Source organism: Pseudomonas sp. NPDC089395, from assembly GCF_044749525.1.
Classification (GTDB): domain Bacteria; phylum Pseudomonadota; class Gammaproteobacteria; order Pseudomonadales; family Pseudomonadaceae; genus Aquipseudomonas.
The window spans coordinates 220,355-242,170 of the sequence record NZ_JBIVID010000006.1 but is presented as its reverse complement, the minus strand read 5'-3'; the positions used below and the strand labels follow the sequence as shown (position 1 = coordinate 242,170).

Sequence of the window (21,816 nt, the reverse complement as noted above, 5' to 3'; positions counted from 1 at the left end):
TTTCTCATTCAAGAAACGACTTTAGGTTTACAACCTAAGCAACTGCTTTAAAACAAATAAAGCACTTAATCTCGAAACACCTTTAAGTGCTATAGAATCGCCTGCAACCCTTTGCTAGCGATGACATTCAGCAACTTCAACGCCGGGCCTGCCGGCCGTGTCTCGCCCTGCTCCCACTTGCGAATGGTCGAGGCACTGGTATGCAGGTGCAAGGCAAAGACCGGCTGGCTGAAGTTCAGCGCCTCGCGCAAACGACGAATATCCAGCGCACTGAACTCATGCACAGGCGCAGGACAGAGCATTTCGAAATCGCGCAGGGTGACCTTGCCGATTGCCCCAGCTTCATGAAGGGCAACCAGGTCTTCACGCAACGACTCAACAAGTTTGCTGCTCACAACAGACCTCCATTAACACACCCGACTGCAATGCTCGGCCAAGCGCGACAGGTGAAAGCTCCAAGAAAACCCTGCCCGCAAACTGCAAGGCCTTCTTATCCTCCACGGTGATGTTGGTCTTGTCACTTTTGGCAAAGCCGTGCAGAAAAACATAGCGATCGCCGATGCGAGCCGACAGCAAAGTACGATAACCGCCTCGTTTGCCCATGCCGTGTGCTGCCACGCGTTTTTTGTACAGCTCACCACCAAGGTTGGCATCCACCAACCCTCGGCGCATCTCCTCCACCGCCTGACACAACATGCCGTCCGAGAGCCGTTGAGCCACTTGCCAACGCGCGAAATCCTTGCGCTTGAAAACTTCCATGAGGATTCTCCAAACCATACCCGTAACGGGCATAGTTTTCCAACAGGCATGGCAAATGCAAAGACAGCACATGCCTGTCGAATCGTAGGAAGTTTCCTAAGCTAGTGACGTGCAGTGCCTCAGCACTCCACAAAGGCCACAGCCAACCCCCCCCGCGAGGTTTCCTTGTAGTTGGCATGCATGTCAGCCCCGGTGTCGCGCATGGTGCGGATCACCCGGTCGAGCGAGATGAAGTGCTCGCCGTCTCCGCGCAAGGCCATCTGCACGGCATTGATCGCCTTGACCGCGGCAATCGCGTTGCGCTCGATGCACGGCACCTGGACCAGCCCGCCCACCGGGTCGCAGGTCAGCCCCAGGTTGTGTTCCAGGGCAATCTCGGCAGCGTTCTCCAGCTGCGGTGGCGTGGCGCCCAGCACTTCGGCCAGACCCGCAGCGGCCATCGAGCAGGCCGAGCCGACCTCGCCCTGGCAACCCACTTCGGCACCGGAAATCGAGGCGTTCTTCTTGCACAGGATGCCGACCGCAGCCGCCGCAAGTAGAAAGGCCACCACGTCGTCGTCGCAGGCTTCCGGGTTGAACTTCATGTAATAGTGCAACACTGCCGGGATGATGCCGGCGGCGCCATTGGTCGGCGCGGTGACCATGCGCCCGCCTGCGGCATTCTCTTCGTTCACCGCCAGGGCGAACAGGTTGACCCATTCCATGGCGCTCAAGGTCGAGCCGATCACGTTGGGTTTGCCCAGCTCCTGCAGGCTGCGGTGCAAGCGCGCGGCGCGGCGCTTGACGTTGAGTCCACCGGGCAGGATACCTTCGTGGCGCAGGCCGTTGTCGACGCACTCGCGCATGGCCGCCCAGATGCGCAGCAAGCCTTCACGCACTTCGCTTTCAGGGCGCCAGGCGCATTCGTTGGCCAGCATCAACTGGCTGACGCTCAGGCTGTGGGCCTTGCACAGGGCCAGCAATTGGGCGGCACTGGAAAACTCATAAGGCAGGCAAATATCGCTGCGCTCTGCCTGCGGAGCTTCGATCTCTTGCTGCTCGACAATGAAGCCACCGCCGACGGAGTAATAGGTCTGGCTCAATAGCACGCCCTGCCCGCCCGCCGCTTCCAGGGTCATGGCGTTGGGGTGGTAAGGCAGGCTTTCGTCCAGCAGCAACATGTCGTGGGCGTAATCGAACGCCAGCGGGTGGCTGCCGTCGAGCATCAGGCACTGCTCCTGCATGACCTGCCCGATGCGTGATTCGATGGTCGCCGGGTCGATACGGTCCGGCCATTGGCCCATCAACCCGAGCAGGCAGGCGCGGTCGGTGGCGTGGCCGACGCCGGTCGCCGACAGCGAGCCATACAGGCGCACCTGAACGCGGCTTACCTGCGCCAGCAGGCCACGCTCACGCAAGGCCTGGGCGAAGGTCGCCGCAGCCCGCATCGGGCCCACGGTGTGGGAACTGGACGGGCCGATGCCAATTTTGAAAAGGTCGAAAACACTGATAGCCATGCTAATGCCTGGCCGCGCCAGCGCATGTGCGCTGCTACACGGCTCTCTGGGAAAATTGAACGGTACTGCTGATTTAAGCGATACTGCCGCGCTCATCCGCGGATGACCAACGAAACTTTCTAAGCATGCCTTTAGCGGTACTAAACGATGCGACGGCAAATCAATGGCCAGATGTTTGTCTGGCTGCATGTTTTCAGCTGTGCGGCGCGGCACTTGTCGTTCACCCGCTGCGCCGAAGAACTGCACATCACCCCGGGCGCGGTCAGCCAGCAGATGCGTCAGCTCGAAGAGCGCCTGGGCTATCGGTTGTTCCTGCGCCGGGCGCGTGGGGTGGAACTGAGCGCCGAAGGGCAGCGGCTGGCGCAAACGGTGGCCGAGGCCTATGGCAGCATCGAGGCCGAACTGTTGCGCCTGGACGCCGGAGAGATCCGTGGCACCTTGCGCCTGCGCTCGATTCCCTCGTTCCTGGCTAAATGGCTGACGCCGCGCTTGCCGCGCTTCCAGCAACGCTACCCGGACATCGAATTGCGCCTGGTCGCCGAGGACAGCGCCCAGGCCCTGCACCCAGGCGATTTCGACCTGGCCATCGACCTGAACGACGGCAGCTACCCGGGCATGCTTTCGACACCGCTACTGGACGAGCAGATATTCCCGGTCTGTTCCCCCGCCCTGCTGCGCGGCCGCCCGCCCTTGCATGGCCCAGCGGACCTGGTGCATTACCCGCTGCTGCACGACATCACCGCCTGGCGCGGCAGCTCGGAATACGCCGAGTGGGAGTTCTACCTGGATGGCATCGGCGCGAGCGGGTTGAATGTGCGCCGCGGGCACACCTTCAACCGCAACCACCTGACCATCGAGGCGGCGATTGCCGGCATCGGCGTAGCCATCGCCCGGCGCACGCTGCTCAATGACGAGCTCGAACGCGGGGCGCTGATCGTGCCGTTCGGGGTCCCGATCGCCAACTACAAGCGTTATGTGGTGCATTACCCACCGGGTGGGCTGAACCAGCCAGGCGCACGGGCGGTGCACGATTGGCTGGTAGAGGAAGCGCGCGGGTTCAGGGCATTGCACCCGTTAGGCTGATAACCCGCGCGCAGCGCTCAATACGCCTGCTTGCCGGTGAACGCATTGAGCGTGCGCACCAGGATCACGAAATCGAGCCACAGCGACCAATTGTTGATGTACTCGATGTCCGAATCGACCCGCTGGATCATCTGCTCGATGTCGCGGGTTTCGCCACGGAACCCACGCACCTGGGCAAGGCCCGTCATGCCCGGCTTGATGTTGTGGCGGGCAAAGTAGTCGACGATGTCCTGCGAATACAGCGAGTCATGTTGCAAGGCATGGGGGCGCGGCCCGACCAGGGACATCTCCCCGGTCAGCACATTGAACAGTTGCGGCAGTTCATCCAGGCTGGTGCGCCGGATGAACGCCCCTATGCGCGTCAGACGCGGATCGTTCTTCTGTGCCTGTTTGACGACGCCCTGCTCGGGCTGATGTACGTGCATGCTCCTGAACTTCCAGATGCGGAAAGATTCGCCTGTCCAGCCGGTACGTTCCTGACGGAAGAACACAGGTCCCGGGCTGTCCAACTTGATCGCCAGGGCAACGGCCAGCAATACCGGCGATGCGCACAACAGAATCAGCGCCGCCAGCACCCGGTCCTCGAGGTTCTTGAGGAACAGGCTCATGCCGGTCAGTGGGGTTTCCGACAAGGTCAGCACGGGAATGCCGGCAATTTCACGCACGCTGTGGTTGATCAGTCGTAGCGAGAAGATGTCCGGCACCCAGTTGACCGCAATGCACTTGTCGAGCAACTTCAAATACACTTCGTTAATAACTTCCGAACCGCCAAGCGGGGTCACCAGATAAACCGTTCTTATTCCATGCCGCGCCACAAGTTCATCCAACTCGTCAACATGCCCCAATACCGGCAAGCGCTGTTTATTGTCATGACTTTCCTTGCCCGGCTCCATCATTTCATCAATCAATACGCAGCCAACTACCCGCTCGCCGAACCACGGGTTGTTACTGATTTTCTGATAAAGGAAGTTGGCCAGGTCACCCGCCCCGATAATCAGGGCATTGTCCAGCCGGGCATGGGCGGTAAACCGTTTTTGCACCTCGCGCACGGCATAGTGCAGAAACAGCTGCACCACGTAGCCGATCACGAACAGCTGCCCCACCAGCAGGCGCGAGTAGGTCTCGCTTTGCTTGGTCAGAAATGCCAGGACCACGAGAAAACAGAAGGTCGCCGACCAGGCCTTGAACAGCCTGAACGCCTTGATGGACAAGCCGACATTGGTGCGGTAGATGGCGTAATGGTCGTAGATCACCGCCAGGGCGCCGATCAATAGCAGCAGCATGATCACGTAGTCGGAGGTGATGTAGCCGATCTGATCGTAGATCAGGTACCAGGCCACGCCGGTCACGGCAATGCCGTCGAGGCCCGCCTGGATGGCGTTGCTGACGCTGCTTCTTCGCTGGAGCAAGGAACGACTGCTTCTGGGTTCGAAAACCATTCTCAGGCCTCATCAAATTAGGCGCAGCAAATACAATTCACCAAGTCACAACAACAAAAGCACCACCTGCTCCATATGACTAAATCGTCCATGATCGTTATTCGAATCATGTCAATTGATATGACTGTAGCAGTACCTTGCCATCACGCCGGCTCCCTCATGCTGTCGGTTTTATTGCTGTAAATCGGTGACGTCTTTCTGACGCTGCGCCGTAAACATCCGAGTGCGCCAAATAAACATTGGATTACCCACAACATAGCGCATGAACAGACGTTTGGGTTCTTTCATCAGTCGGAATATCCATTCACTGCCCAACCGCCGCATCCACTGTGGCGCCCGGGCCACTTTGCCGCCGAGAAAGTCCAGAATCGCGCCACCGCAGACGATCACGCACGGCGCACCGCTGGCGGCCAGTTGGCTCGCGACGAGCTCCTGCTTGGGCATGCCCATGCCCAGCACGATGAGTTCAGGCTGCAAGTCCCGCGCCAGCTCAAGGTAGGTGTGGGCTTCGGCAAATCCGTGGTGCAGCGACACCGGCGCGACACCGAACAACGCCTCGCTGCGCCTGGCCGCTTCTGCCAATGTCGGCGCCTGGGTGCCCCAGAACGCCACGCGGCGGCCCTTGTATGCCGCCAACAACTTGGGAATGAAGTCGGTGCCGTTCATGTTCAGCCCGGGATCCTGCCCCATGCGACGAAACAGCATCGCCATGCCCGAACCGTCGCGCAACAGCACATCGGCAGCGCTGAGCGCTTGCAGAAAGGCGGCATCCCGGGCCACCAGGTTCAGTGCGTGAGCATTGACGAAACCCAGTACCAGCGGGCGCTCGGGGGCGGTCAACGCATGGAGCACGCGCTGTTCATCGGCAGGGTCGACTACCCTGCGCATCTTCTCGGTCACCGCCTTCCAGCGGCCCTGCCAACCTGGATTGCTCATCAGCCGTCATCCCGCTTGGAACGCACCCACTCCACCTGACGCTTGACCAAGAACCCCAGGTAGAGCGGGATCTTCTTCAACGCGTAGAGCGGCGCATAGATCAACACCGAAAACGGGATCACCTCCCGCGAGAAGCGGCTCCAGGCCAGCCATACCGCGCAGCCCAACATGGCCAGTGCCAGCGTCGCCAGCGTTGCCGGGAGCGCCACGCCCAGTAGCAGGAACGCCAGCCATGCCACGACGAACAGCCCCACCAACGCCAAGGTCAGCAGCGCCAGCGGCGGCACCATCAGGTCCAGGCTCATGGCCAGCAAGGGCCAGTTACGCTTGGCCAACGCGCTGATGACCAGCTTCGGCCCGTCCGCCAGCAACACGCCCAGGTGCCCATGTTCCCACCGTGTGCGCTGGCCGCTGAGGCCTTCCTGGCTGGTCGGAAACAAGCTGGTGACCTGCGCCTGCGGGCAGAACAACGGGGGTTTGCCGGCACGGCAGAAGTCCAGCCCCAGCTTCAGGTCTTCGACCAGGTGCCCGGTCGCCAGGTTGGCGGCAGCGATGTCCTGCCAGCCAATCGCCATGCCCGTGCCCATCAATTGGCACGGCAGCCCCGCACGCGCCCAGCCTTGCGGGCGCACCAGGTTCTTGACGCGCCAGGCGAACTCGGCGATCAGCACTTTCAGCCCCGCCCCCGCCGGCGCGCACATCAGGTCCAGGCCCTGGACCGGGCGCCCAGACTCGATGCAGCGTTGCGCCAAATGTTCGATGGCGCCTGCGCTCACCTGGCAATCGGCATCGATGATCACGACAACGTCCGGCGGCGCCTCGGCCAGGTGCCGCACGCCGCAATCGAGCGCATAGCCTTTGCCGCGCAATCGCCCATGCTGGCGTTCGACGACCTGCGCGCCAGCCGCTCGGGCCAGCGCGGCGGTCTGGTCGCTGCAGTTGTCCGCCACCACCAGCACACGGTCGCCCGCCAGCAACTGACGGCGGATGCCCTGCACCGTCGCGACGATGCCGGACGCCTCGTTGTGCGCGGGCACCAGCACGGCCACCCGTGGCCGTGCTGTCGTGGCCGGTGGCCGTGGCCGAGCAGGCAGACAGGCCAGCAGCACCTGCGCGAACAGTACCGTCACCGGCACCAGGATCAGGAACGCCAGGGCGCTCAACAGCCAGCTGATGAGTGTGCTCATGCGGGTGCCTTGAAGTAGTGGGCCAGCTTGGCCGCTTCGGTGTCGATATCATGGCGCTCCAGCACGCGCTGGCGCGCTGCCTCGCCCATACGCTGCAGCACCTCGACCGGTTGCGCCAGGCAGTCGGCCATCGCTGCCGCCAGTTCGTCGACGGCTCCGGCGGGAAACAGCCAGCCGTTTTCCCCCGGACGCACCAACTCGGGAATACCCGCCACATACGTGGTCAGTACCGGCCGGCGCAAGGCCATGGCCTCCATGATGACCACCGGCAAGCCTTCGGCGAAGCTCGGCAGCACCAGGGCGCGTGCGGCGAGGATTTCCTCGCGCACCTGCGCGCTGCTGATCCAGCCGGTGATCCGCACCTGGGCCTGGAGCCCGTATCGGGCGATCAACGCTTCGATCTGCGCGCGCATTTCGCCGTCACCGGCCAGCACCAGTTCGAAGTCCAGGCCCTGATCGGCCAACCGGTGCGCCGCTTCGAGCAGCAACAGCTGGCCCTTCTGCTCGCACAACCGACCCACGCAGACCAGCCGCGGCGCGGTGGGTGTCGCCTGCGCCGCCACCTGGTGAAAGCCGGGTTCCAGGCCACAATGCACAACCTTGACCTTGTCCCAGTGCTCATGCGCCACCCAGCGATACAGCTGACTGCGGCCATACGAGCTGACCGAGGCGACGAAGGCCGCTCTGCGCACCTTTTCGCCTACATGCAGGAACTGCGGTTTGTCGAACTCTTCCGGCCCATGCACGGTGAAACTGAAAGCCGGCCCCCCCAGCGCATTGGCCAGCATCACCACTTCGGCGGAGTTGGTGCCAAAGTGCGCATGCACGTGCTCGGCGCCAAACGCCTCGAGCCACTGCACCACACAGCACGCCTCGGCCAGGTAGACCAGATGGTAGGGCAACGGCCGATCCGCGCGCAGGCCCAGGCGCAGGGCCAGCCACAGGGCCGAGCCGAAGCGCCGCGGCTCGGCCCGCAGCACCTGCCACACCGGTTTGAGCAAGCCCTTGATGCCGCCCTGCAGCACGTACTGGGTCTTCTCCCGCTCGGCCAGATCCTCGGCATCCTGCAGCTCGCCATCCCAACCGCGCAGGGCGATACGCTGAATCACCACGCCCTGGCGCTCCAGCGCCAGGATTTCGCGGCGGATGAAGCTGTGGCTGACTTTCGGATACTGATTGATGAAGTACGCAATGCGCATAGGAATCCAGATCTCTACCTGCGTGATGGATGAGCAGCGTGCTCAGCGTTGCGGGCACAGGCCCTTGGCCGTCGCGCTCGCCTTGAGCACGTCGTCGTACATGGCCTGCAGTTCCAGGGCCTGGTCGCTGCACAAGGTGATGCCTTGCTTGAAGGTGTTGCGGTGCTGCCGATAGCGCTCGGGGTGCTCGAGAATTTCGACCAGCGCCTCGCGCAGGTATTTTTCGTCGGCACTGAGCGGGATCAGCGTGCCATTGACCCCGTCGACGATGTCTTCCACGGTGCCGCCGGCATGGGTGCTGATCACCCAGACATCGCGCACCAACGCCTCGCGTACCGCCAGCCCGAAGGTTTCCTTCGACTGCGTGGGGAACAGCAGCACATCGATACCGGCAAAGAATTCGTCCATGTTGGCCTGGGTGTAGCCCGGCACGATGCTGACGGTGCCCGGTATCTTGATGCTGTGCCGGTTCAAGGAGCGAAAGCCCAGGTGCAGCAGGTTGTCGACCACCTTCAGTTCATAGTCCGCACGCGCAAGCCCGGCGAAGGCGCGGGTGATCACGTCGATACCCTTGATGGTTGCATTGCCGCCGACGAAGCCGAAGCGAATGGCCTTGCCGGGGTGGCGCTGGTAGTCGGCCGCCGGTGGCAGGATGCCGTTGCGATTGACGCGCAGCTTCGCGGCCTCGAAGCCATTGGCGATGTACAGGTTGCGCGCGAAGTGGCTGGGCGCCAGCAGCAGATTGGCCTGCTTCAGCGTGCTGGCCAGGAACGACTGGCGATAGACATTGAGCACCGGGTCGTCCACGCAGCGTGCGCAGACTTCGGCGCGAATGGTGGTTTGACCGCAGTACTTGCCCTGGTTGTCGATCATGAACTGGCGGCCGCAGATCCACCAGCAATCGTGCAGCGTCACCACGAAAGGCAAGCCTGCGCGCCGGCAGCTGTCGGCCAGCAACGCACCCAGCCCCTGAATCGAGTGCATGTGCACCAGGTCCGGGGCCACACGTTTGAGCACGGTGTCGAACACGGGCAACGTCGCGGGGTTTTCGAAATCCTCCTGGGCGCTGCGTTTGTCTGGCAGGCCCATGCCGATCACCGCAGCGCCGTGCGCCTCATAGCGGTACAGGCTGTAGGGCGCCGCGTCGGTTTCTGGCAGCGAGGTAAAGATGAACTGCTGGAACGTTGTGGTCGCCGCCATCAACCGCGCCATCTGTTCGGCCACCACCGTGGCCCCACCGAAACTGCGCGGGGCGAAGAAGATGTTGGCCGCCAGCACGCGCCGAGTGCGATCACGCGGCAGCCGCGGAAACAACTGACCAAGCTGCTCGTCGTTCAGCGTTTGGGCAGCGTTGTCCCACTCGACCAGCGTGACGTGGCCGGCGCCCATGTCCAGCATGGCCTTGGCCAGTGCCGAGGTTGACGCAATGGCCCGATCGCACATCAGCAAGGCCCGCTGGAACAGCGTGACCGCTGCCATCAACGGGTTGACCGTTTCCTCGTTGAAGGCGCTCAGGTCGTTGTGCAACCGATACGCCTGCGGGTCGAAGATCAGCGCGTCGACATCCCAGATCGTGCTCACCTTCAGCCGCTTGGCCTCCTCGACCAGCTGGAGCATGTCGGCCGTGGCGGGCAGGCGATGGAAAATCACCGCAGAGGCAGTCTGCAACGCATTGGTACAGGCTGCGCCGTCGCGCCAGTCGAGCACCTGGCAATGGTAGCCAAGGAACTGGAGCGCCTGCTGCAACCAGGCCGGCCGACCGCTGGGCGGCCGCGCCAGGTTGCCTTCGCAGATCACCAGCAGCTCGCGCGGGAAGAGTTCACTGGCCGGTACGCTGGGGTCGTCCAGCGGCAGGCTCTTGCGTTTGCTGTCGGCGGGCTTCCACAAGAGTGCCGGCCCATGCTTGAGCAGTTCGCGAACGGCCTTCTTCGCCGTCGGGTACACGCCCGCCTTGCGCAGGTAGGCAATGAAGCGCTGGTCCGCGCGGGGCTCGCGCCTGATCTGACGCAGCAAGCCCGCCAGCCTGGACCGGAGGCTGACAGGTGCACTGGCAATCGCGTCCTGCTGCACCGCCAGCGCACTGGCCAGGCGCTGGCGGTGCACGTTCAGCTGCTGCGCAAGATCGTGGTCGGGCAGCGCGGCCTCAAGCTGGCCGAACAGATCGTCCAGCAGTGCATGCCGGCGCCGATACATGGCGCGTTTCTTTGGCGCGATGTCTTCTGCCGAGCGCTTGGCTGCTGTCAACGGAATGGCGAAGAAGCCTTCACGCGACAACGTCTCGGCACCGCTCTCCTGCCAGATGGTGTCGTAGTTGGCGGCCAGTTCGCGCCCCGTGTCAGCACCGAAATAGGGATGGCGATGATGCCGGTAGGCATCGCTGACGGCATGAATGTGCGCCGCGCCCACCAGCCGGGCAACGCACTTGATGGCTTCGATCAACAGGCTGCGCGGGCGCAGGCCTTCGAAATCCTTGGTCAGGTCGCGGTAGATGTTCAGCGACGTTTCGCTGTCGATGCCCTTGTGTATTCCCTGCACGGCGCCGATCAACAGACTCAGTTCACCGTCGGCCCGGTGCAGGCTGAAGGCCAGGGAGGCTACCCGCAACTCGCCCTGGAACAGATTGAGGACCAGCTCCCCTTCGCGCTTGAACCAGATCGGTCGGTCCAGCACCAGCGTGCAACCCTGGGAATACGCGGACAGGTCAGCGAGGGTGCGGTGTTGTTCACGCCCCCGCAGCAATAGCGAAGGAAATTGCCCAGCCACCACTTCATAGTGCGAGGCCACCACGGCCAGCCGCTCAGGTGCATCCCAGCCTTTGCTGATGTAGGGCCACTGCAGGATGCCGACGCAGTCGTCGCCGAGCGCTGCGAAGGCGTCATCGCCCAGCGCCGTGCTCAGGCGCTGCATGAAGGCACTGAGCTGCGGCCACTGGCGAACCATCAGCAGGCTCAGGGTGAGCCTGTTCTTCAGCGCTCGCGGCGAATAGCCAGGGTGCACCGCTGGCAGGCTCCTGGCGAGTGATACAAGGTTCATGGTCATCTCACTTGTACTCGATCAAGGCCGATTTGCTGGCGGTCAATCTGTCCAGCAGAAACTTCACTTGCCCGATCATTTCAGGGAACTTCCCAAGCACCAGGAAGATCGCCTGCAGCCCGTTCTCGCGCAGCGAACGCTCGCCGCGGCGTGCCAGGCGCAAGGCCTGCAAGGGATAGATCGACAACAGCAACAGCCCCCAGCCGCCGAACACCCCACAGGCCAACAACGTTGCCAGCGGGATACCCAGGCCCCACAGCCAGGCCCGGCGCGACTCACGCCGCCAATGCCGCTCGGGCGGGTAACCGTGCAGATAGGTGCCTTCGGCGAAGGCGTAACCGCCCCGCACGCAGCGCCGCCACCACTGGCTGAAGCGGGTCATGGCAGCATCGTGGAGGGTCATTTCGGCGCCCAGACGCCAGATCTTCCAGCCACGGGCGCGCAAACGTACACAGAGCTCCGGCTCTTCGCCGGCAATCAGTCCCGGGCGATAGCCCGACACGGCCATGAACGCATCGACGCGCATCAGCGCATCGCCGCCGCAGGCCTTGGCTTCGCCCACCGGGGTATCCCACTCCAGGTCGCACAACAGGTTGTACACCGACCGCTCCGGAAAGCGCTCGCGGCGCCGGCCACAGACCACCGCCACCTCAGGGTGCGCATCGAGGAACTTCTGGGCACGGGCCAGCCAGCCCGTCACCACTTCGCAGTCACCGTCGACGAATTGCACATGACGCAGGTCCGGGCACAACTGCAGCAAACAGGCGAAGCCTTCGTTGCGCGCCCGCGCTGCGGTGAACGGTGTGCTCAAGTCCAGCGCCAGTACCTCGACGCCATGATTGCGCGCCCTTTGCACCGAGTCATCGGTGGAACCGGAATCGACATACACAACCTGATCCGCCCCCTGTGCCAGTGACGCCAGGCAGCGCTCCAGGCGCATGCCCTCATTACGACCAATCACTACGACTCCGATGCCTGTCACCATGCGCCTCACTCGCCACCCCTGCACGTCATTAGCCGTTCACCACCGCCCTGCAGGCCGGCTCATGAGTACTGCGCTGCCTCACTATGCTTTCGGGCCTTGACGGTTGCCGGCACACCCACTGCCAGCGAATTGTCCGGCACATCGATCAACACCACCGCGTTGGAGCCGATCACCACGTTGTCGCCGATGCGGATGTTGCCCAGCACCTTGGCCCCGGCACCAATATCGACGTTGTTGCCAATCACCGGCGCGGTCGGCTCGCTGACATTCTTCAGGCCCACCACCACGCCGTTGCGGATCCTGCAGTCGTCGCCGAAGCGGGCGTAGCCGCTGATGACGATGCCGCCGAAATGGTCGATGACGAAGTTGCGGCCCACCACCACCTCGCAGGGCAACTCGACCCCGGTGATGATCTGCACGAACTTGAACAGCACCTTGTAGACGAACGAGAAGAACTTGCGCAGCAACGCCGGGCGCACGCCGTAGCGCCAGCGGCCAAAGCGGTACACCAGCATCACCCAGAAACCCTGGGCACCCCAATCACCACCGTATGCCCGCAAGTCCGCGCGGATATTCTCGAACATGGCTTCACCTACCGTGTTGGCTGGGTTGCGTAGCGGGTCTTGAACAGCAGCGACCACGTGGCGCGGGTGTGCTGCCAGCAGGCCTTGATGGCAGCCCAGCCGCGCCCTTTCAACAGGGCCTTGAGTGCCAGCACCAGGTCGCCCAGGCTGACCAGGCACATGTGCAAGGCCAGCCCGGCCGCGCCATGGTGCTTACGGAAATACAGCAATTCGCTTTCGATCTGGTAGGCGGAGATCTGCCGGCTGGCCGCCTCCAGTTCGGCGACCGACTTGGAGCTTTCGCCGCCAATGTGCACGACCGTGGTATGCGGGTAGAACACCACCTTCCAGCCGGCCTCCTTGACCCGCTTGCAGTGGTCGACTTCCTCGTAGTAGAGGAAATAGCGCGGATCGAACAGCCCAACCTTGTCGAGCACCTCGCGGCGCACCAGGTAGAAACAACCCGGCAACCAGTCGCATTCACGCACCGAAGCGTGGTCCCAGCTCATCTCGTCGACCATCTTCAGCCCGGGGAACAAACGCCCCAGGCCGGTGCGGGCGACGAAGATGTTCAACGGGGTCGGGAAGTACCGGCAACACGGTTGCAGATCACCCTCGCGCCCTTCCAGGCGCACGCCCAGCACGCCGCATTCGGGATGGGCGTCCATGTAGGCGATGGTTTTTTCCAGGCTGTCGCTGGCGACGAAGGCATCGGTATTGAGCAGCAACGCGTACTTGCCCTGCAGGTGCGCCAGCAACTGGTTGTTGGCGCGACCAAAGCCGACGTTCTGCTTGTTGCTCAGCAGCAGCGCCTCGGGGCAGACCTGGGCCATGCGCGCCAGCGAATCGTCGGCCGAGGCATTGTCCACCACCAGGTAGCTCGCCAGCCGTTCGCTGTCGGCCTGGCGCAGCGCGTCGAACATCGGCTGCAGCAGCGACGCGGTGTTGAAATTGACGACCATCACATCAACGGGCTTTCTATCCATTGTTGCCGTCCCCAAAGAAATACTGCCGCCTCACTGCCGCCAAGGTCGGTTCCAGCGCCGGGTCGAAGGCCCCCTTGCGCTGCTTGACGAGGTCAATCCAGGGATACGAATTGCACCGCTCCTCAACCCGTTCGATCAACTCCTTGGTGGAGCAGATCACTTTGGCCGGGTTGCCCCCCACTACCATGCCCGGTGGCACATCCTTGGTCACCACGGCACCGGCGGCAACCACCGAGTCAGGCCCGATGGTCACTCGCGGCATGACGATGGCGCCGTGGCCGACAAAACAGTTGTCACGTATATCAATGTAGCCCACCGAATCGAGCTGCTTGCCATAACAGACCTCGATCAGCGCAACCACGCCGTCATGACCGATCAACGTGCAGTCCGACAGGCCCACGTTGCTGCCGATGCGCACCAGCGTCGGGTCCGTGACACAAACGCCGCAGTTGATGTGCACGTTGTTGCCTATCGAATGAAACTTGCCCCACCGCGCCTGGTAAGTGCCCCATTGCAAGGGCGAGGGGTTGCAGAATTTCCTCCACAGCGAGCTGCCCCGCCCAGTTGCGTTGGCGTAGTGGTACACGGCGTTCCGTAGCCATCCGAACATGCTGTTTGCCTCGTAAGTATTTCCTGGACTGCTCCTGAGGCGAACCCGGTCTCGTTCTTCTTGTTGCTGACCGCATCGCACTCAACCCTTGTCAACCACACTGTTGCCGTTACGTCACGCCGGGGCACGCTCCCTTGCGGCTCATACCGCCGCCTTGCGGGTGGATTTCATCTTCTCGTCGAGGTGGTCAGCCAGCCGCAGGGCGAACTGCAGCAGTGGCATCGTCGGGTTGGACGCGCCACTGGTGGCAAAGATGCTGCTACCGGCGACATACAGGTTCTGCGTGCCGAATACCTTGCAGTCGCGGTCGACCACGCCGAACTCGGGCGTCGCGGCCATGCGCGTGGTGCCCATATGGTGGGCATGCGGCTGGATTTTCAGGGGCACGGTGGTGTCGTAGACGAAGTCGTGCAACTTGACGAAGCCAAGGCCCATTTCGGCGAATTGCTTGGCCAGCTCGCTGCCGATGCATTTGATCGTATGCCGATCACCCTCACTCAGTTCCCAGTTGACATTGACCTTGCCGACCCCCAACGCATCCTTTTCATCCAGCAGCGAGAGGTGGCTGTGCAAGTTGGGGAACTGCTCGATCATGGTGCCGATGACGCCGTCGCCGGGGCAGCTGAAGTTGGCGATGAAGGCGATCTTGCTCGCCACGCCCATTTTGCAGGCCAGGTTTTCCAGAAAATATTTCACCTCGGCCGTTCTGCCGTAGGTCCTGACATCGTCCAGCACCGACGTGGTGACATTGCCTTTGCCTGCGTGGTACTCGGCGATGAAGGCGTCTGTGGTGTAGTACTGATGGGTACCGGTGTCCTGCCCCTCACCGAGGATGAACGTGCCCATGTCGATGTTCAGGTGCTCCATGAAGCAGCGCCCCACCAGGCCGTCCCCGCTCACCACACCGGCCGCCGACAGTGACTGGCTGTTGAGCAGCTGGCGAGCGTTCTCGATCGCGCCAGTGGCGAGGATGAAGTGTTTGGCGACCAGCCTTTGGCGATGGCGGTCGTAGTCGGACACCTGCACCGACGTCAAACTGCCCGAGGCCTTGTCGAACTCAAGGTCCACGCAATTGCAGTTGATAAACACATCGAGGCCGTCGGTCTCGTTGAGCGCGGTCGCGTATTTTTGCGCAAAGCGCGTGGGCGGGCTGAGCAGAAAGCGGTCGCCTTCGAAGTCGCCGCCCTTCAACCCGCCGTTGAGCGCTTGGAAGTCCTTGCCCTGGGGCAGGTCGACGATGTCCATGGCGGCGGGCAGGTAGTGCTCGATTTCGGCATAGGGGATCGGCCAACCCGGCAGTTCGCCCGGGGGCTGCACGGCGAAGTCGGAGGGGGTGAAGGGCCGGCAACGCCCGGCCCAGTGATTGGAGGTACCGCCCAGAAAACGCAGGCGGGTTTCCTCGGCGTACAGCTCAAGCCCCGAGGACGAGCATTTGTACAATTCCTGCGAGCGTGGCGCGTACTCATGGCCACCGCCTTCGATCAGCACCACGCGCCAGCCTCGCTGTGCCAGGCGCAAGGCCAGGGTGATGCCTGCTGGCCCGGCACCGATGATGCACACGTCGTAGTCTTCGCGCAGGGTCTTCTGCGTCTGGTAGTCGTTGATCATGTTTACTGATTCCGGAAGTACTGGGACGGCAACACCCAACCGTTGATCACGACAAACCCCTTCGGCTCGACGGATTCATCTGCGGCGGCGCGCGCAATGCCAGGCGCCACGCCGAACAACGCACCACCTACCCCCAACAGGACACAATTGCGCAGAAAGCCCCTACGACCCGGCGCAGCGCAGTACTTAAGCTTCCCCATGATCCCCAGACCCGTGCCATTTTCTTAAGAATCCTAGTCACTTATCCGCGATGCGCTACCCTGCCCATCGCTCGGGTCACCCTTTTCGTCGGGTCCGCTAGATCCAGTCGAAGAAGCGCACCACCAGCTCGCCGCAGAGGGCGCCTATCAGCACCATCGGCAGCACCATCAGCTCGCGTTTGATATTGAGAATGTCCAGTTTTCGATTGACGTAGACGATCAGCACCAACGTCGGCAAGGCATGCAGCGCCACCCCCCAGATCGCCAGGCGCGGCCCGCCGATGGCCAGCAACAGGGGCAGCAGCACCCACAGCGAGACCACGCGGATGATGTTGTCCATGGCCTGGTACTTGGTGTGCCCCAGGGCGATCCAGATCTGGTGGGTCAAGGTATAGCGCAGGGTCAGGAACGACAGCGACAGGATCGCCAGCATGGGGCCTGCGTCGACATAGCGTTCGTCGTACATCCAGCCGATCAGCAGCGGGCTGCCCGTCAGGAACACCCCGCAGACGAACAGCATGACCAGGTCGACCAGCAGCTTGAAGCGATCGTACAGGGTGCGCAGGCGGTCTTTGTCGCCGTCGCGGGTCGCCTCGCTGAACGCCGGCAGGGCCACCGCACCGAACAGCTTCATCAGGCCGGTCTGGAGGGAGCCGAGGATCAGCACGGCAATCGAATACACGCCCAGTTCCGCCACCGTCATGCTGGCGCCGAACCAGATCCGGTCACCGTACATCGCCAGCACGCCGACCACCGATGACAGCAGGATCCAACGCCCGAAATTGACCAGTTCGGTCAGCGCAGTGCGGTCCCACTGCAAGCGATTGCCCGGCCCCTGCAAGGCAGTATGGCCAAGTACCGTGCCAGCCAGGGCGGCCACTACGCCTGCGGCGACCAGGGACCAGATGGAGCGGGTGAACCAACCGATCACCAGCATCACGACCAGACCGATGACCTGCGAAGCCAGGTCGATCAGGACCACGCGCTTCTGTTGGAAAGTTCGCACGGCGACATCCATCTTGGTCGACTGGAACCCCCAGATGATCGCCTGCACGCCGGTTACCGCCAGCACCAGGGGCAGTTCCGGCGCGGCATAGGTGGACGCGGCGGGCCACAGGTTGGCCTGCTGGGCGAACCAGGCTGCCACCGCCAGCACCAGCGTCAGGCCGAACAGCACCAGGCCGCGCAGAATCTGCACGGTCCAGGCGGTATTGAGGAACAACGGGTCGTCGCCACGGGGGCTCTGGATGATGTTCTGGCGCAAGCCGACGTCGGAAAGCAGATGCAGGAGTACCGAAACGGTGGTGGCGATGACCATTACCCCGAACATTTCCGGCAGTAACAGACGTGCCATGATCAAGTTGCCACCCAGGCGCATGCCCTGTGAGGCCAGCAAAGACACCAGGTTCCATGCCCCGGCACCCATTGCACGCTTGCGCAGACTCCCAGCTGCTGACGCTTCAATCGACGGCATGACTTCAATCTCTGACTGAATGGCTAGAACTCACTATAGTTTCAATTAGCCATGACGCTAGCCGTCGTCCACCGACAGAATTTATAGGTGCCTGTAGCCCATGCCTGAACAATTTCGTGCGCTAGTCGTCATTCTGTTTGTCGCGAGCGTGGTGTTCTTCCTGGCCCGCCGACCGGCCAGCGACCTGATTCCCGACCGCGACTTCAAGCGGCGGCGCAATCTGTGGCTGCTGATTACCCTGCTGGCGTTCTTCTCCTTCAGCTTCTGGGTCTACACCGCGGCGGCCATCGTCACGCTGGTGCTGGCCAGGCGCCGGGAACACAACCCCATGGCGCTGTTCTTCATGCTGGTGTTCGCCATTCCGCCGGCCTCGATGAATATCCCCGGGTTTGGCGTGATCAATTACGTGATCGAACTCAACCATATTCGTATCCTCACCCTGTGCGTACTGCTGCCGACGGCGTTGACCCTGAGCAAGCAGAACGACACCGTGCGCTTCGGCCGCCTCTTGCCAGACAAGCTGCTGACCGCAAGCCTGGTGCTGATGACCTTGATTTACCTGCGCGAAACCACGGTCACCGATACCCTGCGCCAGGCCGTGTCGCTGTATCTCGATGTGTTCCTGCCCTACTACGTCGCCAGCCGCGGGCTCAAGACCGTGCAGGATTTCAAGGACGCCCTGCTCGCCTTCGTCCTCGCCGCGTTCCTTTTGTCCATCATCGCGGTGGCCGAGTTCGCCCGTCACTGGCTGCTGTACAACGGCCTGATCAGCGCCATGGGGATGCAGTGGAGCATGTCCAGCTACCTCAGCCGCGGCGGCTCGCTGCGGGCCAGCGCCACCACCGGCCAGGCGATCGCCCTGGCCTACGTCATCAGCGTGGCGATCGGCATGTACCTGTTCGTGCAAGGCTATGTGCGCAACCGCCTGCAGCGCTACATGGGCGCCCTGCTACTGGCCGCAGGGCTGGTCGTGCCGTTGTCGCGTGGGCCCTGGATCGGCGCGGGGATCATCGTTGCGGTGTTCATCGCCACCGGCAAAGGCGCCGTCAAGCGCCTGACCCTGCTGGCCTGCGCCGGCCTGTTGGCGTTGCCGCTGCTGACCCTGCTGCCCGGCGGCGAGAAAGTGCTCGACCTGCTGCCGTTCGTCGGCAACCTGGAAAAAGAGAACATCACCTACCGCCAGCGCCTGCTCGACAACGCCTGGATCACCATCCAGCGCAACCCGATGTTTGGCTCGTTCGACTTCCGCAACACCCCCGAGATGCAAACGATGATCCAGGGCGAAGGCATCATCGACATCGTCAACAGCTACATCAGCCTGGCGCTGCGCTTTGGCCTGGTCGGGCTGGCGCTGTTCGTGGCGTTCTTCGCCAGCGTGTTGCTGGCGCTGTACAAAGCCTTGCGGGCATTTCCCGACAAGGAGGACGAACACCGACGATTGGGCCGAACGTTGCTGGCAACCTTGCTCGGGATTCTGGTGATCATCTTCACCGTCAGCAGCATTACCGTCATCCCGGTGGTGTACTGGTCGGTGGGCGGGCTGGGCGTGGCCTACGTGCAGATGGTGCGCAGGCTCAGGAGCAGTGAATCCACCGTGCTGGGCACTGCCCAGCCCACCAACCAGGTACTTTCATGACAAGGATTGGTCTGCGCCCGAAGGTCAGGGCTTCGCTACTCGTGGGTCTGTTGTCGCTGCCGGCACTCGCCTGGTCCTCGGCCTGGACCGTCAGCGTCGACGAACAGAATGGTCTGCCCAGCGTGACCCGCGGCGGCAGCCCCGCCATGCAGGCACGCTTCGATTTCTGGGGGCCCGACTGGAGCTGGACCGGCTTCGGCACGGCATTGAAGGTCAACGCGCCCTACCGCTACACGCTCAACGGCAAGAACCCGCAGCTGGATTTCGAGCTGGCGGCAGACATCAGCAAGCCGCAGCCACAGACCCTGAGCTGGGCGTTCGACCTGAACGCCCGAAGCCTGCGCCGTGGTGTGATGGGCGGCGGCATGGTGTTCCGCTTCGACCCTGCCCTGTTCAGCGCAGAAATGGGTGAACCGCAGCTGTTGCCCGGCAACCGCGGCTGGTCGTGGGGCAACGCTGCAAGGCGCATCGAGTTGCGTTTCGAGCCGGCGCTGGCAAAGGTGTATTTCGAGCGCGGCGACACCTCGGAAATCCGTGCGTTTTTCTACACCGACCCGATCGTGCCCGGCCAACAGCAAGTGAAGGCGGTGCTGAACCTGACGGGCGATATCGAGCTGGGCCCGACCGCGACCGAACGTTTCGGCCTGGCCGACACCACACGCTGGCCAGACGACCAGTTGGGCTGGCGCACCTCGCCGGTAGACCTGTCGTTTCTCAACGCGGCAGAGAAACCCGCCGGCAAACGCGGCTTCGTCAAGGCTGCCGGCGAGCAGCTGCAGTTCGCCGACAACACGCCTGCGCGCTTCTGGGGCACCAACCTCTCGGCCTACGCCCTGTTCAACACCCCCGACGATGAGATCAAGCAACAGGCCAAGCGCCTGTCCGCGCTGGGGTTCAACCTGGTGCGGCTGCATCACCATGACTCGCCCTGGGTCAGCCCGAACATCTTTGGCGACGTCAAAACCCTGCGTGATACCCAGCAGCTGAGCGCGGCATCGCTGAAGAAGATCGACTGGTGGATCAAGTGCCTGAAAGACGAAGGCATCTACGTGTGGCTCGACCTGCATGTGGAGCGCATCGTCACCGTCAATGACGGCATCTATGCCTTCGACGAGCTCGCCAAGGGCGAGCAGTACGCCGGAATCAAGGGCTATGCCTATGTGAACGTGGCCATTCAGCAGGCGATGAAGCGCTTCGCCGAGCAGTACCTGACCCATGTGAACAGCTTCACCGGCCTGGCGTACAAGGATGACCCGGCGGTCGCCGCCGTGCTCATCACCAATGAAAACGACGTGACCCAGCACTTCGGCAACGCCCTGCTGCCGGACAAGGGCGTGCCCAAGCACAACCAGCTGTTCATGGACCAGGCCAACGCCTTCGCCGCGCGCGCCAACCTGCCTGCCGACAAGACTTGGCGCACCTGGGAGCCTGGGCCTGGCAAGCTGTTCCTCAACGAGCTGGAGCATCGTTTCAATGTCGACATGATCGACCACCTGCGCACCCTGGGGGTGAAAGTGCCCATCGTCACCACCAGCACCTGGGGTGGCAACGGCCTTGCCGCGCTGCCGGCACTGACCGCAGGCAACGTGATCGATGCGCATGGCTACGGGGGCATCGGCCAGCTGGAGAAGAACCCGCTGACCAGCGACGGCATGATCAACTGGCTGGGCGCCGCCCAGGTGCTGGGCATGCCGATGACCGTCACCGAATGGAACGCCGAGCCCTTCCCCCTGCCCGACCGCCACTCGCTGCCGCTGTACGTGGCCGGCACCGCGAGCCATCAAGGTTGGGACGCCATCATGCAATATGCCTACAGCCAGCAAGCGTTCATCGAAGGCTGGCGCCGGGCCGACAACTGGAATGCCTACAACGACCCGGCGATGATCGCCACCCTCCCCGCCGCAGCCTTGCTCTACCGCCGTGAAGACGTGCAACTGGCCACCACTCACTACGTGTTCGCACCCAGCGCCGAAACCTTGTTCAACCGGGCCATCACACCCGCCAACTCGGTGCTGCTGCGCACCGCCATGGAAAAAGGCCGGCTGCAGATCGCCCTGCCGCAAACGCCCGCGCTGCCCTGGTTGCAGGCGGGCACAATGCCCAGTGATGCGCAGGTCTTGCGCGACCCTGACCAGTCGCTGCTGGACGCCAATGCCAGCGAGTCGACCAGCGACACCGGCGAGCTCAAGCGCAACTGGCAACAAGGCCTCTACACCATCGACACCCCGCTGACCCAGGCCGCAACCGGCTGGCTCGGCGGCCAGTCCTTGCGCCTCGGCGATATCGCGGTGCAGCTGAAAACCGCCTACGCCAGCGTGGTGGTGCAAAGCCTGGACGCCAAGCCGTTGAAGCAGTCGCACAGCCTGCTGATTTCGCTGGGCAGCCGTGCCGTGCCAAGGCCCGACGACATGACCCCGTTCCATGTCGAACCGCTGGAAGGCACCTTGAGCATCCAGGCGCCCAAGGGCCTGAAACTGTACAGCCGCCAGGCCGACGGCAGCGAACAGGCACTGGCTTCGACCTACAAGGATGGGCGCTACCTGATCACCTTCGACGGCCGGAACATGGCCAACTGGCTGTTCTTGAAATAGCCATCTAGAGTCAATTCAGACCTGTATTCCA

At 62.9% G+C, this 21,816-nt stretch carries 17 protein-coding genes and 1 pseudogene; 3 read left to right on the top strand and 15 right to left on the bottom strand.

Annotated elements, in window-relative coordinates; translation table 11 throughout:
* Positions 1–89: 89 nt before the first annotated feature.
* The 3 genes from ACIPZG_RS15690 to ACIPZG_RS15680 all read right to left on the bottom strand — a co-directional run bounded on the left by ACIPZG_RS15690 (position 90) and on the right by ACIPZG_RS15680 (position 2,255).
* The gene (locus ACIPZG_RS15690) at positions 90–395 is read right to left on the bottom strand and encodes a helix-turn-helix domain-containing protein (RefSeq protein ID WP_400715211.1); all 306 of its coding nucleotides are present in this window, start codon (positions 393–395) and stop codon (positions 90–92) included.
* Positions 376–759, bottom strand: a complete 384-nt coding sequence (locus tag ACIPZG_RS15685) for a type II toxin-antitoxin system RelE/ParE family toxin (protein ID WP_400715209.1) — start codon at positions 757–759, stop codon at positions 376–378. The genes ACIPZG_RS15690 and ACIPZG_RS15685 overlap by 20 nt, the downstream gene beginning before the upstream one ends.
* Before the next feature lie 119 nt (positions 760–878).
* Complete coding sequence (locus tag ACIPZG_RS15680) at positions 879–2,255, bottom strand: L-serine ammonia-lyase (protein ID WP_400715207.1); 1,377 nt, start codon at positions 2,253–2,255, stop codon at positions 879–881.
* 147 nt (positions 2,256–2,402) lie between these two features.
* Between ACIPZG_RS15680 and ACIPZG_RS15675 the strand changes: the two genes are divergently transcribed.
* Positions 2,403–3,338, top strand: coding sequence for a LysR substrate-binding domain-containing protein (locus tag ACIPZG_RS15675; protein WP_400715205.1), 936 nt, complete (start codon positions 2,403–2,405; stop codon positions 3,336–3,338).
* Positions 3,339–3,355: 17 nt separating this feature from the next.
* On the opposite strand, the gene ACIPZG_RS15670 is transcribed toward ACIPZG_RS15675, so the two are convergent.
* From ACIPZG_RS15670 to ACIPZG_RS15615, 12 genes and pseudogenes are all read right to left on the bottom strand, one after another.
* Positions 3,356–4,777: an undecaprenyl-phosphate glucose phosphotransferase gene (locus ACIPZG_RS15670; protein ID WP_400715203.1), complete on the bottom strand. Its 1,422-nt coding sequence runs from the start codon at positions 4,775–4,777 to the stop codon at positions 3,356–3,358.
* A 171-nt stretch (positions 4,778–4,948) separates the two neighbouring features.
* Positions 4,949–5,713 (bottom strand): WecB/TagA/CpsF family glycosyltransferase, encoded by a 765-nt coding sequence (locus ACIPZG_RS15665; RefSeq protein WP_400715201.1) that lies wholly within the window; start codon positions 5,711–5,713, stop codon positions 4,949–4,951.
* Positions 5,713–6,900, bottom strand: coding sequence for a glycosyltransferase family 2 protein (locus ACIPZG_RS15660; RefSeq protein ID WP_400715199.1), 1,188 nt, complete (start codon positions 6,898–6,900; stop codon positions 5,713–5,715). The genes ACIPZG_RS15665 and ACIPZG_RS15660 overlap by 1 nt, the downstream gene beginning before the upstream one ends.
* Complete coding sequence (locus ACIPZG_RS15655; protein ID WP_400715197.1) at positions 6,897–8,099, bottom strand: glycosyltransferase family 4 protein; 1,203 nt, start codon at positions 8,097–8,099, stop codon at positions 6,897–6,899. Before ACIPZG_RS15655 ends, ACIPZG_RS15660 begins: the two co-directional genes overlap by 4 nt.
* Before the next feature lie 42 nt (positions 8,100–8,141).
* On the bottom strand, positions 8,142–9,488 hold the full coding sequence (locus ACIPZG_RS15650) for a glycosyltransferase family 4 protein (protein ID WP_400715365.1): 1,347 nt from the start codon (positions 9,486–9,488) through the stop codon (positions 8,142–8,144).
* Between the two features lie 648 nt (positions 9,489–10,136).
* A pseudogene (locus tag ACIPZG_RS15645) lies at positions 10,137–11,132 on the bottom strand (DUF535 family protein); the annotation flags it as partial.
* A 7-nt stretch (positions 11,133–11,139) separates the two neighbouring features.
* Complete coding sequence (locus tag ACIPZG_RS15640) at positions 11,140–12,117, bottom strand: glycosyltransferase (RefSeq protein ID WP_400715195.1); 978 nt, start codon at positions 12,115–12,117, stop codon at positions 11,140–11,142.
* A gap of 59 nt (positions 12,118–12,176) precedes the next feature.
* A complete protein-coding gene (locus tag ACIPZG_RS15635; protein ID WP_008100535.1) occupies positions 12,177–12,701 on the bottom strand; it encodes a serine O-acetyltransferase in 525 nt (174 codons plus the stop codon).
* 8 nt (positions 12,702–12,709) lie between these two features.
* Positions 12,710–13,666, bottom strand: a complete 957-nt coding sequence (locus ACIPZG_RS15630) for a glycosyltransferase family 2 protein (protein WP_400715193.1) — start codon at positions 13,664–13,666, stop codon at positions 12,710–12,712.
* The gene (locus ACIPZG_RS15625) at positions 13,659–14,276 is read right to left on the bottom strand and encodes an acyltransferase (RefSeq protein ID WP_008100528.1); all 618 of its coding nucleotides are present in this window, start codon (positions 14,274–14,276) and stop codon (positions 13,659–13,661) included. Before ACIPZG_RS15625 ends, ACIPZG_RS15630 begins: the two co-directional genes overlap by 8 nt.
* A gap of 141 nt (positions 14,277–14,417) precedes the next feature.
* A complete protein-coding gene (locus tag ACIPZG_RS15620) occupies positions 14,418–15,884 on the bottom strand; it encodes an FAD-dependent oxidoreductase (RefSeq protein WP_400715191.1) in 1,467 nt (488 codons plus the stop codon).
* Positions 15,885–16,181: 297 nt separating this feature from the next.
* Positions 16,182–17,558: an oligosaccharide flippase family protein gene (locus ACIPZG_RS15615; protein WP_400715189.1), complete on the bottom strand. Its 1,377-nt coding sequence runs from the start codon at positions 17,556–17,558 to the stop codon at positions 16,182–16,184.
* Positions 17,559–17,658: 100 nt separating this feature from the next.
* Between ACIPZG_RS15615 and ACIPZG_RS15610 the strand changes: the two genes are divergently transcribed.
* Positions 17,659–19,194 carry an O-antigen ligase family protein gene (locus tag ACIPZG_RS15610; protein WP_400715187.1) on the top strand — a complete coding sequence of 512 codons (1,536 nt, stop codon included), beginning with the start codon at positions 17,659–17,661 and terminating at the stop codon, positions 19,192–19,194.
* Positions 19,191–21,785 carry a glycosyl hydrolase family 5 gene (locus ACIPZG_RS15605; protein ID WP_400715185.1) on the top strand — a complete coding sequence of 865 codons (2,595 nt, stop codon included), beginning with the start codon at positions 19,191–19,193 and terminating at the stop codon, positions 21,783–21,785. Before ACIPZG_RS15610 ends, ACIPZG_RS15605 begins: the two co-directional genes overlap by 4 nt.
* Positions 21,786–21,816 lie beyond the last annotated feature (31 nt).